Consider the following 17,922-nt stretch of genomic DNA (forward strand, 5'->3'; position numbering starts at 1 on the left):
AATCGTTTCAAAAACTTCGTACTCCCTAGGAGAACTCGTATGTCGGAGACAACGCACGGCACCCCGAGTCGCAGACAGGTGGTCGGCACCATGGCCGCGTCCGCAGCGGGACTCGCCCTGCCCCTGACCCCCGGGCTTGCCGCGCAGAACGCCTACGCCCAGCCGCGGGACGGCAGCGGCGGCGGGACCCAGGTCGTGGGCCTCGCGATCGACGGCCGGGAGGACCACCCGCTCGGCGTCGACGACCCCGCGCCGCGGCTGAGCTGGCGGGTCGTCCACGCGGACGACGGCTGGCTGCAGAGCGCCTATCAGATCCGGGCGGCGCGCACGGAACGCGACCTCGACGGTGGGCGCCTGCTGTGGGACAGCGGCAAGGTCCGCTCGGCCGCCCAGACCGACATCGCGTGGCGGGGACCCGCCCTCGGCTCGCGGGAGCGTGTCGTCTGGCGGGTGCGGGTGTGGGGCGAGAAGGGCGGTCCGACGCCGTGGAGTCGCCCGGCCTCGTGGGAGATGGGCCTGCTGCGGCGGGCCGACTGGGGTGACGCGCGCTGGATCGAGTACGCCGGACGCACCGTCGACCAGCCGCTGCCCGTGTTCGCCCGCGCCTTCCGTGTGGGCAGCCGCGGAGGAGAGGTCACCAAGGCCAGGCTGTACATCTCCGGTGTGGGACTGCAGGTGGCCCGGCTCAACGGCCGACCGGTCACCGACGAGGTGCTCGCCCCGGGCAACTCCAACTACCAGCTGTCCGTGGAGTACCGCGCCTACGACGTCACCGACCTCGTCAGGAACGGCGACAACACCCTCGGCGTCGAACTCGGCCACGGCACCGCGCTGGTGACGCGATCCGTGACCAACGCCGCGACCGGGCGCAGCGCCCCGTACAGCTGGTGGCAGAGCCAGTTCAAGGGCACCGGGACCCTGGTCGAGGCCGCCGCCCGGGGCGCGAGCAGCATCAAGGTGAGCAGCGTCGCCAACTACCACGTCGGCGGCACCGTCAACATCGACACCGGTGACGGCGGGGAGCGGCTGGAGTCACGGACGATCACGGCGCTGGACACCGCGGCCACCACCATCGCCTTCCAGCCCGCCCTGTCCGCCGACCACGCCGCCGGCGCGGCCGTCTCCGCCTCGGGCAACTCGCTCGCGAGCACCGACCCCAGCGCGGGCGCTGCGGTCACCCCGCGGCTCATCGCCCGCCTGGAACTGACGAAGGCGGACGGAAGCGTCCAGACCGTCGTAAGCGACCGCTCCTGGAAGGCGGCCCTCGGCGCGACGACCACCGCCAACTGGTACTCCGGCTCCGACTACGACGCCCGGCGGGAGCAGCCCGGCTGGACCGCCCCGGGCGCGGACCTGAGCGCGGCGGCCGAGCGCCGCGACGGCACGGCCATGGGATGGGTCGCGGCCGGTGTCGCCCCGCCCCCCAACCTGACCACCGAGCTGGTGTGGCGGACGGCCGAACCCCTGAAGGTCGTCGACAAGCTGCGGCCGGTGAGCGTCACCCAGCCCCAACCGGGCGTCTGGGTCTTCGACTTCGGGCAGAACTTCGCCGGCTGGCCCCAGCTGAACCTGGACGGCCGGGTTCCGGCCGGAACCACCGTGAAGCTCCAGCCTGCCGAGTCCCTGAACGCGGACGGCACCGTCAACCAGGCCTCCATCCGCGGCGGTGGCGCGTCCCGGGGCACCGACGTCTTCGCCGCCTACACCGCGCACGGCGAAACCCCCGACGAGACGTGGCACCCGCAGTTCCACTACTTCGGCATGCAGTGGCTCCAGGTCACCGGCCTGCCCGAGGGCTACACACCCACCGCGGACACCGTCACCGGCCTCCAGCTCCACGCCGACGTGCCCGCCGCCGGAGACGTCCGCACCTCCGACGAGCGGATCAACCGCATCCACCGCATGTCCCGTTACTCGGTCATGAGCAACGTCATGTCGACCTTCACGGACTGCCCCGGCCGCGAGAAGCTCGCCTACCCGGCCGACTACCTCCAGCCGTTCGCCTCCCTGCACCGCATCTTCGGCTACGACGCCTATCTGCGCACCATGGAACGGCACTTGGCGGAGGGCCAGTCCAAGGCGGGCGACAACATCGGCAACGTGGCGCTCAAGGCGCCGGTGTACGACTGGGGTTACACGGGCCGCTTCGGCGACGAGATCAACTGGGGCGACGGCATCGTCCTGACGCCGTGGTTCCTGTACGAGACGTACGGCGACACCCAGACGATGGCCCGCTACTACGCGCAGATGCAGGCCTTCCTCACCTACATCCGCACCAAGAAGGCCGGCACCGGCCAGGACGCCTACATCGTGGACGCGGCGCTGGCCGACTGGATCTCCAGTGAGCAGACCTCCGGTCGTATCACCGGCACCTGGGGCTACCACCAGGTCGCCGACCGGATGGCCCGCATGGCCGAACTCCTCGGCCGTACGGCCGACGCCGCCGAGTACCGCAGCCTCGCCACCCACATCAAGGAGGCCTTCAACGACGCCTTCTACAACAGCTCCCTCGGCCGCTACACCGCGCAGGGCGAGCAGGGCGGCACCGGGGCGACCCAGGCCGCCCAGGCTCTGGCGCTGGACGAGGGGCTGGTCCCGGAGAGCGAGCGGGAGAAGGTCCTGGACGCGCTGGTGGAACTGGTCCGCGCCCATCAACCCTTCGGCGGGGGCCCGCACTTCAGCGGCGGCACCATCGGGCTGGCGCCCATCGTCAGGGCGCTCCACGAAGGCGGCCGCGACGACGTCCTGTGGGACGTGCTCCAGGAGGACACCCGCCCGAGCTACGGCTACTTCATGCAGCCCACGACGGCCAACCCGGGCGGACTGACGACCCATCCCGAACAGTGGGACATGGGCAACTCCAAGAACCACATGATCCTCCTCCAGATCGAGGAGTGGTTCCACAGTGGCCTCGCCGGAATCCGCCAGCCGCGCGGCGGCGCCGGCTACCGCGAACTCGTCATCGACCCGCGGCCGGTGGGCGACCTGACCCGCGTGGAGGGCAGCTACCGCACTCCCTACGGTGAGGTGTCGTCGGAATGGACGCGCAAGGGCGGCGTCTTCCGGCTGCGGGTCGAGGTCCCGCCCAACACCACGGCGGAGATCCGGGTCCCGACCGGCGGCGCCAAGCTGGAAGACGCCCCCGACGGGGCGAAGTTCGAGCGCGTCGACGGGGACCGGGCGGTGTACGGCGTCGGTTCGGGCACGTACGTGTTCACCGCGCGCGAGAGGCGGTAGCCGGTCGGCGGGCGGGAGGGCCGCCCCCCCCCGCCCGCCGCTCCGATCCCGGCCGCAGAGCGGTCCATGACCTCGCTCTCAGCGCTCCTCGCGCACCACCGCGACACCCCCGGCCGGGACGGTGACCGATCCGTGGACCGGCTTGCCGGTGAGGAGTTCCAGGCCGTGGGCCGGGACCTCGGTGCCGTTTCCGGAGTGGTCGATGAGGAACAGGTAGTCCGCGTCGGGCCCCCTGCGGCGGACCGCCTCGACGCCGTCCGGCCGGGTGGCGAGGACGGGACGGACACCGGCTTCGTCGCGGACACGGTCCAACAGGGCCGCCAGCGTGGCCGGGTCGGGGTGGGTGGACAGGTACCAGGCCGTGCCGGTGCCATGGGCGTTCCGGGTGACGGCCGGTACGCCGGCCAGGGGCCCGTCGGCATAGGAGGCGATGGCCACGGCGTCGGTGAGCCGGACGCGTTCGGACCACAGCGTGGCGTCGGCGCCCTCGGGGACCTGGCCCGTCAGAGGTCGCGTCTCGCCGGGCAGCAGCGGGAACAACTCGTCCGTGCGCACGCCGAGCGCGTCCCGGAAGGCGCCGGGGTAACCGCCCAGCCGGACGTGGCAGTTCTCGTCGACCGCGCCGCTGTGGAACCCGACCGCCAGGGTGCCCCCCTGTTCGGCGAACGAGGTGAGGTTCGCGGCACCGGTGTCGTCGATCAGGTAGAGGCTGGGGGCGAGGACCAGCCGGTAGGACGACAGGTCCGCGTCCGGGAGTACGAAGTCGACGGCCACGCCCGCGCGCCACAGCGGCTCGTACCAGGAACGGACCAGGTCCACGAAGCGGAGTGCGGAACTTGGCTGGGAGGGGAGTTCCAGGGCCCAGCGGGCGTTCCAGTCCCAGACGATCGCCACGTCCGCCGCCACGGTGCTGCCGCGGACCTCCGCCAACGCCCGGAGATCGGCGCCGAGTCGGACGACGTCCTGCCAGATCTGGCTGTCGGTGCCCGCGTGCGGCAGCATCGCCGAGTGCCACTGTTCTGAGCCCGCCTTGGCGGCCCGCCACTGGAAGTACGCGATGCCGTCGGCGCCGTGGGCCACGTGGGCCAGGGCGTTGCGGCGCATCTCGCCGGGGTCCTTGGCCCGGTTCACGGACTGCCAGTTGACGGCCCCGGTGGAATGCTCCATGAGCAGCCAGGGGCCGCCCGCCATCGAGCGCACCAGGTCACCGCAGAGCGCGACGTCGACCTCCGAGGCGGGGTCGTCGGCGCGCAGGTAGTGGTCGTTGGAGACGATGTCCAGCTCGGGGGCCCAGCGCCAGTAGTCCAGCGCCTCGATGCTGAAGTTGACCATGAAGTTGGTGGTGGCCGGGACGGCCGGCGCGGCCCGCCGCAGCACGTCCCGTTCCGCGACGTACAGCGACAGCAGTTCGTCGTTGCAGAAGCGGCGCCAGTCCAGTTGGTGGGTCGGGTTGGAGTCGGCGCCGGTGACGCGGGGCGGCAGGATCTCGTCCCAGTCGTAGTACCACTGGCTCCAGAAGGTGGTGCCCCAGGCCTGGTTGAGCGCGTCAAGGCTGTCGGCGTACTTGGCGCGCAGCCAGCTCCGGAAGGCGGCCGCGCTGGTGTCGCAGTAGCAGGCGGCGTTGTGGCAGCCGTACTCGTTGTGCACGTGCCACATGACGACCGCCGGGTGGTCGGCGTAGCGCTCGGCGAGCGCGCCGGCCATGCGCAGCGCCGCGGTGCGGTAGGCGGGGCTGGACGGGCAGAACGTCTGGCGGCTGCCGTACGACAGACGGCGGCCGTCCCGGTCGACCGGCAGAGCCTCTGGGTACGCCTTGAAGAACCAGGCGGGCGGGGCGGCGGTGGGCGTGGCCAGGTCGGCGGCGATGCCGTTGTCGTGCAGCAGGCCGAGGATCTTGTCCATGCGGGAGAAATCGTACGCACCCTCCTTCGGCTCCAGCAGGGCCCAGGAGAAGATGCCGACGCTGACCATGGTCACCCCGGCCTCGCGCATCAGGCGCATGTCCTCGGCCCAGACCTCCTCGGGCCACTGCTCGGGGTTGTAGTCGCCGCCGTAAGCGAGGCCGGGCAGGCGAAGGCGGCGTTCAGTGCTCACTGGTGGTGCTCCGATAGGTAGCAGGAACTGGGGACTTGAGGGGGCGTCAGCCCTTGTTGGCGCCGAGGGTGAGTCCGCTGACGAACTGCCGCTGGAGCACGAAGTAGACGATCAGTGTGGGGATCGCGGTCAGCAGCGCGCCGGCGGCGATCAGGTTGGGGTCGGTGAAGTACTGGCCGGAGAGGTTGTTGAGGGCCGAGGTGATCGGCATGTTCTCGCCGGTGGAGATGAGGACGATGGCCCAGAAGAAGTCGTTGTAGATCCAGATGGACAGCAATGTCGCCAGCGCCGCCATCGCGGGCCTGCACAGCGGCAGCACGATCTGCCAGTACATCCGCCACACCGACGCCCCGTCCACGAGCGCGGCCTCGGTCAGCTCGTGCGGCAGCATCCGCATGTAGTTGGCCAGCACGAAGGCGCAGAAGCCGGACTGGAAGGCGACGTGGATGAGGACCAGGCCGAGGGCGGAGTCGTAGAGCTTGCCGGAGGCGGTGACTCCGGGCAGGTCGATCAGCAGGTAGAGCCGGTAGAGCGGGGTGATGATGACCTGCTGCGGAAGGAGGTTTCCGGCCGTGAAGACCAGCAGCAGGGCGAGGTTGAGGCGGAAGTCGAAGCGGCTGACGTAGAAGGCCACCATTGAGGAGAGGAACAACGTCAGCAGCACGGCCGGGACCGCGATGAGCAGCGTGTTCCCGAAGTAGTGGAGCATGTCCGACTGCTGGAAGGCGTTGGTGAAGTTGTCGAGGCCCAGCTTGTCCGGCCAGGACACATAGCCCTTGGCGCTGGTCTCGCTGTAGGGGCGCAGCGCCGCGTAGAACACCCACAGCAGCGGCGCCAGCCAGGCCAGCGCGGTGCCGGCGAGGAAGAGGTGCAGCAGGACCCGGGCGGGACGAATCGGCCTGTCCCGAAGAGCCAGTGTGCTCATGCTCGCCGCTCCTTGCGGAAGGTGCTCACCAGGTACGGGATGATCACGACGAGCGAGATCAGCAGCAGGACCACCGCGATCGCCGATCCGTATCCGATGCGGCTGGACTCGCCGATGATGTTGTTGGTGACCAGGATCGACAGCAACTCGGTGCCCTGGGCGCCCTTGTTGAAGACGAAGACCAGGTCGAAGGCGCGCAAGGCCTCGATGATGGTGACGACCAGCACGATGGTGTTGGTGGGGCGCAGGGTCGGGAAGATCACGTTCTTGAACGTCTGCCATTCGTTCGCCCCGTCGAGCGAGGAGGCTTCGCGCAGGGACGGATCGACGCCCTTCAGGCCGGCGAGGTAGAGGATCATCATGTAGCCGGCGTGGCGCCAGGAAGCGGCGACCAGCACCGCCCACAGGTTCAGGTCCGGGTCGCCGATCCAGTCGATGTAGTGGCCCGGTTCGTTGGCGCCGATGAGGCTGTTGATCAGGCCGGTGTCCGGGTTGTAGATGAGCTGCCAGACGAAGCCGATGACGGCCATCGACATGACGACCGGCAGGAAGAACGCGGTCTGGTAGACGCGGCTGAACCGGATCTTCTTGTCCAACTGCACGGCCAGGAACAGGCCGAAGGGCGTGGGCAGCAGGATCAGCACGACGAACCAGATCACGTTGTGCTGGACGGCGGGCCAGAACTGCGGGTTGTTGGTGAGCAGTTCGCGGAAGTTGTCCACGCCGACCCATTTGATGGAGTCGAAGCCGATGCCGTCCCAAGTGGTGAAGGCCAGCGCGATCGAGGCGAGCGCGGTGAGCCAGACCAGGGCGACATGGAGGATCGTGGGCACGCCCGCCATCAGACCGAGGGTGATCCGGTCCCGGCGGGTGAGCAGACGGCGGTGCCCCTGGGGCACCTTGCGCGGGGCAGCGCCCGAAGGCGACGCGAGGGGCGCCGCCTTGCGGGTTTCGGGGTTCTTCGTCTCGGTGCTCATGCGGATGCGAAGATCGTCTTCTTCTGGCGCTCGATCGACGACAGGATGCTGTCGACGTTCTTGGGGTTGCGGAGGAAGTTCTGCAGCGCGGGCTGCATCACCGTGGAGGTGAAGTCGGGGCGGCTGTCGCGGTCCATGAACTGGGTGAGGTTCTTCGCGCCGGAGATCATCTCGAACGCCTTCTTCTGCAACGGTGTGTAGGAGGAGGTGTCGGCCTTGTTCGAGGAAGCGACCAGGCTGGAGTCGGACTTGACGTAGATCCCCTCGGCGGCCGGGGTGCCCAGGTACTCCAGCAGCTGCGTGGCGCCCGCCTTGTTCTTCGGGGCCTTGGAGAGCATGAAGCCGTCGGTCGGCGCCTCGACGGTGTCCTGCCCGAACTCGGGGCTGAGCTCCGGGAAGGCGAAGAAGTCCAGGTCGTCCAGGTCGGCCTTGGCGGTGAACTGCTGGGCCACGAAAGAGCCGAAGACGTACATGCCGGCCTTCTTCGACACCAGGGTCTGCGCGGCGTCCTGCCAGGTGCGGCCCATGAACCCCTCCTGGTGGTAGGGCAGGATCTCCGACCAGTGGTCGAAGACCGCCTTGACCTTGGAGTCGGTCCAGGAGGCCTTGCCCGCCATGAGCTCGACGTGGAAGTCGTAGCCGTTGAGACGGAAGTTGATCTGGTCGAAGGTGCCCATCGCCGGCCAGGCGTCCTTGTCGCCGAAGGCGATCGGGACCAGCTTGTCCTTCCGCATCTGCTTGCACAGGGCGATGAACTGGTCCCAGGTGGTGGGGACTTCGTAGCCGTACTGCTTGAAGACGCTCCGGCGGTAGAAGACTGCCCACAGGGACGTGGTCAGCGGCACGAAGTAGTACTTGCCGTCCGCGCCCTTGCTCAGCTTCTGCATCGCCACCGGGAAGTTCCCGCCGATCTTCTCCCAGACGTCGTCGATCGGGGAGGCCAGACCCTTCTGGGCGAAGAACTGCATGCGGTACCCGGCGAACCAGTTGAACACGTCGTCCGGCGTGCCCTGCAGATACGAGTTGATCTGCTCCTGGAACGTGTTGTGGTCCTTGGTGTTGACGTCGACCGTGATCCCGGACTGCTTGGTGAACGCCGTGTAGATCTCCCCGTACGCCTTCTTCGGCACGGCGTCGGACTGGTTGGAGCCGAGCGTGACGGTCTTGGGGTCCGAGGAGGCTCCGCTGCCGCCGCAGGCGCTGAGCAGGGGGATGCCGGCGCCGAGGACGGCGGCGCCGCCCAGACCGCGCAGCAGGGATCTGCGGCTGGTGCCGGGCAGGGGAGAACCAGAGGGTGAAGCTTGCATTTCGGCTCCTGAAGGGCGACGGCATGCGGACATGGCACGTCGGCCGGGGATGGCGAGGGTAGAGGGCCGGTCGATGAAGCGACCAAAAATCAACTCGATCGAACAAAGCCGATCGGTGAGATGCCAGGAAGAGTGAACGTTGTGCGGGGTCAGTGTCAAGCCCTTGAGGGCTGATGCGGTCTGTGCGCGCCACGTCCGGTGTCCTAGTCATGGGTCTGTCCCGAACGCCTTTTCATAGGGGCGGAGGAGTCTTTGAGCTGCGGGAACGGGTCTCGACCTCACCTCTCGACCCCGACCGTGAAGGCCTGTGCGGCGCGGCTGTCGGCCGAAAAGGCGGTGCGCGACATCTTGACGCGCGACCGGGCCCGCTGCGTAGATATGACCGCGCGGTCAGACCGCGCGGTCATATGGTGGCGTCGTTCGATGCGGAACGAGGCTGTAAGGAGACTTCATGGCACCAGAAGCGGAGCGCGCCGGGACTTCCACCGCGCCGCGCAGTGCGGACGTCGCCCGGGTCGCGGGAGTGTCACGCAAGACGGTGTCCCGGGTCCTCAACGGCGAACCGTACGTCTCGGACGATGCCCGCAGCCGTGTCCTCGCGGCCGCCGAGGAACTCGGCTACCGGCTCAACCAGGCCGCCAGGGCCCTGGCGTCGGGACGCACCCGCTCCATCGGTGTCGTCGCGCTGGGCACCGCCGGGTTCGGCACGGCCTCGCTTCTCGTGCACATCGAGCAGGCGGTACGGGACTCCGGATACACGCTCCGGGTGGTCAACACACCGGACGGTGCCCCGGAGGACATCGCCGGTGCCGTCGAGTCACTCCTCGAACAGGGCGTGGACGGCGTCGTCGTCTCCGAACCCATCGTGAAAGGCGAGGTCGCGCTCCGCGTCGACGTGCCGGTGCTCTTCGTCGGCGCGCCACCCGCGCCCGGTTTCACCGCCACCCGGACGCTGACCGTGGGCGTGGGCGCGCACGACCTGGCGCGCGCGGCCACCGAACACCTGCTGGACCTCGGGCACAAGACGGTCCATCACCTGGCCGGCCCGCGCCAGTGGTACGCCACCAAGGACCGCATCGAAGGATGGCGGGCGGCACTGTCGGCGCGGGGCGCGCATGAACCGCCGCTGCTGAACGGCGACTGGTCGGCCGCCTCCGGGTACGCCGCGGGTCGCGCGCTGGCCTCCGACCCGTCCGTGACCGCGGTGTTCGCCGCGGGCGACGAGATGGCCATCGGTCTGATCCACGCCCTGCGGGAAGCGGGGTGCCGGGTGCCTGAGGACATCAGCGTGGTCGGTTTCGACGGCAACCCCGTCTTCGCCTACGTGTCCCCGCCCCTGACCACGGTCCGTCAGCCGTTCGAGGCCGCGGCGCGGGAGGGGATCGGGCTTCTGGTGCACGCCATCGAGAAGCCCGGCACCGAGCCGCCGCCGGCGGGGGAGCCCCCCGTAGAACTCGTGGTCCGCGGCTCGACCGCGCCCCCGGCCGCCGGGCGAGGCCGGACCGCCCTGCGCACCGCCGACTGATCAAGCCCCTCGGGTCCCACATCTGTCCCGCACCGCCCATGTGACCGCGCATGGCGTCGGCATGCCCTCGCATGTCCGCCGACGCCCACCCATTGGACTCCGCCGACCTCCGACCCGTCAGGTCCCGGGATCGGCGGGCACCGAAACGCACCACCTCCCCCTCATCGGAGCCGCACATGTCCCCCGCACAGCCAGGCGCCAGACCAGGCGCCGGTCCACTTTCCCGCACATGGTTGACCCTGTTGGTGTCCCTGCTCGTGGCCGTGGCCACCTTGACCCTGCCCGCCGCGGGCCGCGCGGCAGCGGAGTCCCGCCCCTCGCAGACGCTGTACACCCCGCCGGCGGACGCGCCCTCGCCCGGCACGTTCTATCCGCGCGCGATGCGCCTCCAGCACAACGGCGCCGCCAACGGCACCATCCTCGCCACCTTCGAGCAGTACACCAACGGCATCCCCGTCTTCCCGATCTACCGCAGCACCGACAACGGCACCTCCTGGACGAAGATCTCCGAGGTCGCCGACACCCAGAACGGCTGGGGCATGCGCTGGGAGCCCGAGCTGTTCGAACTGCCCCGCGCCATGGGCGGGTTCCCCGCCGGCACCATCCTGGCCGCCGGTGACTCCGTGCCCGCCGACCGGGGCGGCACGAAGATCGACCTGTACGCCAGCACCGACCGTGGACAGAGCTGGACCTTCGTCACCAACATCGCCACGGGCGGCGAGGCGATATCCAGCAACGGCCACACCCCGGTGTGGGAGCCCTACTTCCTGCTCTCCGGCGACCGGTTGATCGTCTACTACTCCGACCAGCGCGACACCGCCCACGGCCAGGAGATCGTGCACCAAGTCTCCACCGACCTCCGCAACTGGGGCCCGGTGGTCGACGACGTGTCGATGCCGACGTACGCGGACCGGCCGGGCATGCCGGTGGTCACCCGGCTGCCGAACGGCAACTACGTGATGAGCTACGAGTACTGCAACGCCCCCGAGGGCGGCTGCTCCGTCTACTACAAGATCTCCGCCGACCCCGAGGGCTTCGGCTCCGTCACCGGCAGGGTGCTGCGGTCCACCGACGGCGTCATCCCCAGCGGCGCCCCCTTCATCACCTGGCTGCCCACCGGCGGCCCCAACGGCACCCTCGTGCTGAGCGGCGAAAGCCAGAACGACCTGTTCGTCAACACCGAGAACGGCGCCGCGAACGCATGGAACCGCATGCGCTCCAACGTCGCCGGGGGCTACAGCCGCGGCATGCTCCCGCTGCCCGACGGCCACAGCCTGATGGTGTTCAGCGCCGGACGCGCCCGCAGCACCGGTGTCAACCCGGTCACGTACAGCGTCGTCGACCTGGGCGGCGGCATCTCCAACGGCGCCACCTACACAGCCGCCAACGCCAACAGCGGCCTGAGGCTCACCATCGCAGGCGGTTCCACCACCAACGGCACCACCGCCACGCAGCAGGCCACCACCAACGCCACCGACCAGCAGTGGCGCTTCGTGCAGCAGTCCTCCGGCTACTTCAAGATCTTCAACGTCGCCAGCGGCAAGGTCCTCGGCGTGGAGAACCAGTCCACCGCCGACGGCGCCCGGGTCCTGCAGTGGGACGACAACGGCACCCTGGATCACGAATGGGCCGTCGCCCCGCATCCTGAGGGCGGCTACACGATCACCAACCGCGTCACCGGCAAGTACCTGGAGATCCCCAACGCCTCCACCACCGCCGGCGCCGGCGCCGCCCAGTGGAGCGGCACCGGCTGCGCCTGCCAGCGCTGGAACCTCGCCCAGACCGCCCTGCCACCCCTGGGCACGGGGCAGTACGTCCTCGTCAACAAGAACAGCGGCAAGTACCTCGACATCCCGCAGGCCTCCACCGCCACCAACACGGCCGTCAACCAGTGGCGCAACTCCGGCTGCTTCTGCCAGCTGTTCACCTTCCAGTCCGCCGGCAATGGAGCCTGGACCCTCAAGAACGTCAACAGCGGCCTCAACCTCGACATCCGCGATGCGTCGAGCGCAGCGGGCGCCGTCGTCGTCCAGAACACCGCCTCCACCGCCGACTCCCAGAAGTGGACGCTGGTCGACGCGGGCGGCTACTACAAGCTGCGCAACGTGAACAGCGCTCTCGTCGTCGGCATCGCGCAGTCCTCCACCGCCGACGGTGCGGCCGTCATCCAGTGGAACAGCGTCGACGTGGACGACCAGCTCTGGAAGATCGTCCGTATCAACTGACCCACCCGACCGGGCTCGTCGGCCGAACCGGCGAGCCCGGCCCTTGGACTGAATCGATTCACCCCTCTTGGTTCACCCCCCGGTTCCCCCCTCGGAAGGTGCCCAATGCAGCGCATCCCCCGCCGATCCGTCCTGCGTTCCGCCGCAGCCGTCGCCCTCGCCCCCACCCTGGGCTCCCTGACCCTGCCGCACCTCGCCCCCGAGGCGTCCGCCGCGGTCTCGTGGACGGCGAAGTGGATCTGGGCGCCGACCAGTTCGGCCAACCAGTGGGTGGCCTTCCGCAGATCGTTCACCCTGGGCTCCGCGCCGTCGAAGGCGGTGACCCGGATCGCGGTGGACTCCAAGTACTGGCTGTGGGTCAACGGCACGCTCGTGGTCTTCGACGGCGGCCTCAAGCGCGGCCCGAACCGCACGGACACCTACTTCGACGAGATCGACCTCGCCCCGCACCTCACCGCAGGCACCAACGCCGTGGCGCTGCTGGTCTGGTACTTCGGCAAGCAGGGCTTCTCGCACAACAGCAGCGGCAAGGGCGGACTGCTGTTCCAGTCCGACATCCAGACCGGCTCCACGACCACCCGGCTGATCAGCGACACCAGCTGGAAGCACACCGTCCACCCCGGCTACGCGAACAACACCAGCGGCACACAGGTCAACTTCCGGCTGCCCGAGTCCAACATCTTCTACGACGCCCGAGCCGCCGCTGTCGTGTCGGGCTGGCGTACCGCCGGCTTCGACGACAGCGGCTGGACCGCGCCGACCGACCACGGCGCCGCGGGCGCCGCACCGTGGAACGCCCTCGTCCAGCGGCCCGTCCCGCAGTTCCGCTATTCCGGTCTGAAGTCCTACGTCAACGCCGCGTCGCTGCCGACCACGGGCCAGGGCGCCGCGGCGATCTCGGCCGGCCTGCCGTCCAACATCCAGGTGACCCCGTTCCTGAAGGTGGACGCCCCGGCCGGTGCGGTGATCGGCATCCAGACCGACCACTACGACGACGGCGCGGGCCTGACCGGAATCGAGCCCGGCACGCAGTACAACGTACGCGCCACCTACGTCTGCACCGGCGGGGTGCAGGAGTTCGAGCCGCTGGCGTGGATGAGCGGCACGGCGGTGAAGTACACGATCCCGGCCGGGGTGACGATCCTGGACCTGAAGTACCGGGAGTCCGGCTACGACACCGACTTCGCCGGCTCGTTCAGCAGCAGCGACGCCTTCCTGGACACGCTGTGGACCAAGGCCGCCCGCACGATGTACGTCAACATGCGGGACAACTACATGGACTGCCCCACCCGCGAACGCGCCCAGTGGTGGGGTGATGTGGTCAACCAGCTCAAGGAGGGCTTCTACACCTTCGACACCCGCTCCCACGCGCTCGGCGCGAAGGCCATCGCCCAGCTCGCCGCCTGGCAGAAGGACAGCGGGGCCCTGTACTCGCCGGTGCCGACGACCATCTGGACCGCCGAACTGCCCGTCCAGATGCTCGCGTCGGTGTGGTCGTTCTGGACGTACTACCTCTACACCGGCAACGCCGAGGCCGTCACCGGCGCCTACCCGGCGGTGAAGAAGTACCTGAACCTGTGGAGTCTGGACGCCGACGGCCTGGTCAACCACCGTGCGGGGGACTGGGACTGGGAGGACTGGGGCAGCAACATCGACGCCCGCCTCCTGGACAGCTGCTGGTACTACCTCGCTCTGGACACCGCCGCCAAGCTCGCCGACCTCAGCGGCAACTCCGGCGACGTGGCCGGCTGGCAGAGCCGACGCGACAGCATCAAGGCCAACTTCGACCGCGTGCTGTGGAACACGTCCAGGAACGAGTACCGCTCACCCGGCTACAACGGCGACACCGACGACCGCGGCAACGCCCTCGCCGTCGTCGCCGGACTGGCCCCCGCCGCCCGCCACCGGGCGATCACCGAGGTACTGCGCACCCACCTCAACGCCAGCCCCTACATGGAGTTCTACGTCCTGGAGGCCCTGTACCTGATGGGCGCGGCCGGTGTCGCCGAGGAGCGCATGCGCAACCGCTTCGCCGCCCAGGTCGCCGACCCCGCCTGCCACACCCTGTGGGAGGTGTGGGAGAAGGCCGCGGGCACCGACAACCACGCCTGGAACGGCGGCCCGCTGTACGCGCTGTCCGCGTACGCCGCCGGGGTGCGGCCCACCGAGCCGGGCTGGACGACGTACGAGATCGTCCCGCAGACGGGCACCCTCACGAAGATCGACACCGTAGTGCCCACCGTCAAGGGCGACGTCCGTTTCGCCCTCACACGCGACGGCGGCCAGGCGACCCTGACCCTCACCTCCCCGAGCGGAACCGCCGCGCGAGTGGGCGTTCCGACGTACCGAGGCTCCTCGCCGGTCATCAAGGCGATCGGCACCACCGTCTTCACCGGCGGCTCGCCCACCGGCGGTGTCTCCGGTCTCGCCTACGAGAGCAAGGACGCCGGCCACGTCTACTTCACCGTGCAACCCGGCACCTGGACCTTCACCGTCACCGGCGCCGGACGCCTCGACAACCTGGCCCTGGACCGTCCGGTCAGCAGCAACAACAGCCTGGAGAACACCGACTGGGGCAGGAACCGCCTCACCGACGGCAAGCTCACCGGCGTGGCCGGCGCCAAGGGCTACACCAGCAACGAGTTCTCCGCCGCCGACGTGTCCGCGAACCCCGTCTGGGTCGAGATCGACCTCGGCGCCGACACCGACCTCGACGCCGTGCGGCTCTTCCCGCGCACCGACACGGCGGCGGCCGGTGGCGGCACGGCTGGTTTCCCGGTCGACTTCACGATCCAGACCCGTGCCGACGGCGCCACCTCCTACACCACCGTCCGCACCGTCACCGGCCAGGCGAACCCGGGCGGGCGTGTCCAGACGTACGGCTTCAAGACCGCCACCGCCCGCTACCTGCGCCTCCAGGCCACCAGGCTCGGCTCCCCGGCCTCCGACGAGACCACCAAGTACCGGCTCCAGCTCGCGGAACTCACCGTGCCGACCGCCGCGACCACCGTCACCAGCAACTACACGCTGGAGAACGGCGACTGGGGCAAGACACGACTGCTGGACGGCACCCTCACCAGTGTGAGCGGCGCCCGGGGATTCACCAGCATCGACTTCCCCTCCGCCGACGTCAGTGACACACCCGTGTGGATCGAGGTCGACCTCGGCGCCGACCGGCCCATCGGCTCCGTCACCTTGCACCCCCGCACCGACACCGCCGCGGCCGGTGGCGGCACCGCGGGCTTCCCCGTCGACTTCACGATCCAGACCCGCGGCGACGGTGGCACCTCGTACACCACCGTCCGCACGGTCACCGGCCAGTCCAACCCCGCCGGAGTCGCCCAGAGTTACACCCTCACCTCCGCCACCGGCCGGTTCCTGCGTCTGAAGGCCACGAGGCTCGGTTCCCCGGCCTCGGACGAGACGGCCAAGTACCGGCTCCAGCTCGCCGAGATACATGTCGCGTAAGACCACCTTCACCACTCCTGAGAGGAGTTCTGACATGACAGGGTCTCCCACGCGCCGACAGGTGCTGCGCGGGACAGCCGGAGGAGTGCTGGCTTCGTCAGCGGTCATTTCCCAGAGCCATGCCGCGTCCGCGGCCGCGACCTACACGGCGCCGAACCCGCGGGTGCGCATCGACCTCAACGCGGGATGGCGCTTCACCAGAACTGACGTCGCCGGTGCGGAACAGCCCGGATTCGACGACTCGGGATGGACGTCGGTCAACACACCGCACACCTGGAACGCCGTCGACGGTGCCGACGGCGGCAACAACTACTACCGCGGAGTGGGCTGGTACCGCCGCCACTACACCGTGCCGTCCGAACTGGCCGGGAAGAGGCTGTACTTGCAGTTCGCCGGGGTGAACCAGGTCGCCGACGTCTGGGGCAACGGCACCTATCTCGGGCAGCACAAGGGCGGCTACTCCCGGTTCAGGTTCAGCGTCACCGGCGTGCTCGTCACTGGCGGGGACAACGTGATCGCGGTCAAGGTGACCAACGCCCGCGACACGGGCATCGCGCCGGTGAGCGCGGACTACACCTTCGAGGGCGGCATCTACCGCAATGTGAGCCTGTTGGCCGTCGACAACCTCCATGTGCGGATGGAGGACTACGCGGGTCCCGGCGTCTACCTGCGGCAGAGCGACGTGACGGCGACATCGGCCACGGTGACCGTGACGACGAAGCTGTGGAACGACGCCAACAGCACCCGATCGGTGGTGGTCCGCAGCGTCATCGCCGACAAGAGCGGGAACATCGTCGCGGAGGCCGCCACCACTGCTCAGACGCTGGCCGCGGCCACCGGCGCGCAGATCGGACAGACCGTCGGCATCGACCGCCCCCGCCTGTGGAACGGCCTGGCAGATCCGTACCTCTACACCGCGAGCGTGGAGATCCACGACGTCACCGGCGGCACGGACAGGATCGCCGACATCGTGACCGAACGCCTGGGCCTGCGCTCCTTCGCCGTGCACCCCGACACCGGTTTCCACCTCAACGGCGGCCACCTCCACCTGCACGGCGTCAACCTGCACCACGAGCGGGCCGGCAAGGGCTGGGCGATGTCCGACGCCGACCACGTCCAGGACTTCGACCTCCTCCGGGAGCTCGGCGCCAACGCCGTCCGGATGGCGCACTACCAGCACGACCAGAAGGACTACGAACTCGCCGACGAACGCGGGCTGATCCTGTGGGCGGAGATCCCGCTCGTCAACTCGGTCACCGACTCGACCGCCTTCACGGCGAGCACCCAGAACCAGCTGCGTGAGCTGATCCGGCAGAACTACAACCATCCGTCGATCGTCTTCTGGGGCATCGGCAACGAACTCACCGACTACAACGGCACCGCCACGAACACCCTTCTCGCGTCACTGGCGGACATCATCGAATCCGAGGACCCGGACCGGCTCTCCACCTACGCCGTGCGCAGCGAGGACCCCGACAACGCACAGGCGGGGCTGCACACGCGGGTCACCGGGTTCAACAAGTACCTCGGCTGGTACTACGGCTCCAAGGACGGCGAACTCGGTGCCTGGGCCGACGCCCTGCACTCGAACTCACCGTCCCGCAGGATCGGCATCTCGGAGTACGGAGCCGGCGCCAACACCGCACAACACGCCCTCAACCCGCCGAAGCCCGAACCGGGCGGATCCTGGCACCCCGAGGAGTACCAGTCGCTCTACCACGAGGCGTACTGGAAGCAGCTTGCCGCCCGCCCGTACATCTGGGGCACCTTCTTCTGGGCCATGTTCGACTTCGCGTCGGACGGCCGCAACGAAGGGGGCCGGGCCGGAATCAACGACAAGGGCCTGGTGACCCATGACCGCCAGATCCGCAAGGACGCCTTCTACTGGTACAAGGCCAACTGGGCGACCACTCCGACCCTCTACATCACCAGCCGTCGCTGGACCCAGCGAACCGACGCCGTGACCGAACTGAAGGTCTACTCCAACGCGGACACGGTCACCGCCACCCTCAACGGCCCCCCACTGGGGAGCCGAAGCAGCGGTGACCGCATCTTCCGGTGGGCCGACATCACCCTCCGACCCGGGCAGAACACAGTGACCGTCACCGCGACCATCGACGGCGCCACATACACCGACAGAGTCGTGTGGACTCTGGCCTGAACC

General features: G+C 69.2%; 9 protein-coding genes. 5 read left to right on the plus strand and 4 right to left on the minus strand.

Going from position 1 to position 17,922, the window contains the following annotated elements:
- Positions 1 to 39: 39 nt before the first annotated feature.
- Positions 40 to 3,237 (plus strand): family 78 glycoside hydrolase catalytic domain, encoded by a 3,198-nt coding sequence (locus IQ210_RS14490; RefSeq protein WP_194079387.1) that lies wholly within the window; start codon positions 40 to 42, stop codon positions 3,235 to 3,237.
- A 78-nt stretch (positions 3,238 to 3,315) separates the two neighbouring features.
- On the opposite strand, the gene IQ210_RS14495 is transcribed toward IQ210_RS14490, so the two are convergent.
- From IQ210_RS14495 to IQ210_RS14510, 4 genes are read right to left on the minus strand one after another with little or no spacing between them, the layout of a single operon-like run.
- Entirely contained in the window at positions 3,316 to 5,331 is a 2,016-nt protein-coding gene (locus IQ210_RS14495; RefSeq protein ID WP_194079388.1) for a beta-galactosidase, read from the minus strand.
- 46 nt (positions 5,332 to 5,377) lie between these two features.
- The gene (locus IQ210_RS14500; RefSeq protein WP_194079389.1) at positions 5,378 to 6,256 is read right to left on the minus strand and encodes a carbohydrate ABC transporter permease; all 879 of its coding nucleotides are present in this window, start codon (positions 6,254 to 6,256) and stop codon (positions 5,378 to 5,380) included.
- Positions 6,253 to 7,233 carry a carbohydrate ABC transporter permease gene (locus tag IQ210_RS14505; protein WP_194079390.1) on the minus strand — a complete coding sequence of 327 codons (981 nt, stop codon included), beginning with the start codon at positions 7,231 to 7,233 and terminating at the stop codon, positions 6,253 to 6,255. The genes IQ210_RS14500 and IQ210_RS14505 overlap by 4 nt, the downstream gene beginning before the upstream one ends.
- Positions 7,230 to 8,540: an ABC transporter substrate-binding protein gene (locus IQ210_RS14510; RefSeq protein WP_194079391.1), complete on the minus strand. Its 1,311-nt coding sequence runs from the start codon at positions 8,538 to 8,540 to the stop codon at positions 7,230 to 7,232. Before IQ210_RS14510 ends, IQ210_RS14505 begins: the two co-directional genes overlap by 4 nt.
- Positions 8,541 to 8,991: 451 nt before the next feature.
- Between IQ210_RS14510 and IQ210_RS14515 the strand changes: the two genes are divergently transcribed.
- From IQ210_RS14515 to IQ210_RS14530, 4 genes are all read left to right on the plus strand, one after another.
- Positions 8,992 to 10,065, plus strand: coding sequence for a LacI family DNA-binding transcriptional regulator (locus IQ210_RS14515; RefSeq protein WP_194079392.1), 1,074 nt, complete (start codon positions 8,992 to 8,994; stop codon positions 10,063 to 10,065).
- A gap of 176 nt (positions 10,066 to 10,241) precedes the next feature.
- On the plus strand, positions 10,242 to 12,290 hold the full coding sequence (locus tag IQ210_RS14520; protein ID WP_194079393.1) for an RICIN domain-containing protein: 2,049 nt from the start codon (positions 10,242 to 10,244) through the stop codon (positions 12,288 to 12,290).
- Positions 12,291 to 12,395: 105 nt separating this feature from the next.
- Complete coding sequence (locus IQ210_RS14525; RefSeq protein WP_194079394.1) at positions 12,396 to 15,758, plus strand: alpha-L-rhamnosidase-related protein; 3,363 nt, start codon at positions 12,396 to 12,398, stop codon at positions 15,756 to 15,758.
- A gap of 34 nt (positions 15,759 to 15,792) precedes the next feature.
- On the plus strand, positions 15,793 to 17,919 hold the full coding sequence (locus IQ210_RS14530) for a glycoside hydrolase family 2 protein (RefSeq protein ID WP_194079395.1): 2,127 nt from the start codon (positions 15,793 to 15,795) through the stop codon (positions 17,917 to 17,919).
- The last annotated feature ends 3 nt before the right edge of the window (positions 17,920 to 17,922 follow it).

This window comes from Streptomyces justiciae (assembly GCF_015163075.1).
Lineage (GTDB): Bacteria > Actinomycetota > Actinomycetes > Streptomycetales > Streptomycetaceae > Streptomyces > Streptomyces justiciae.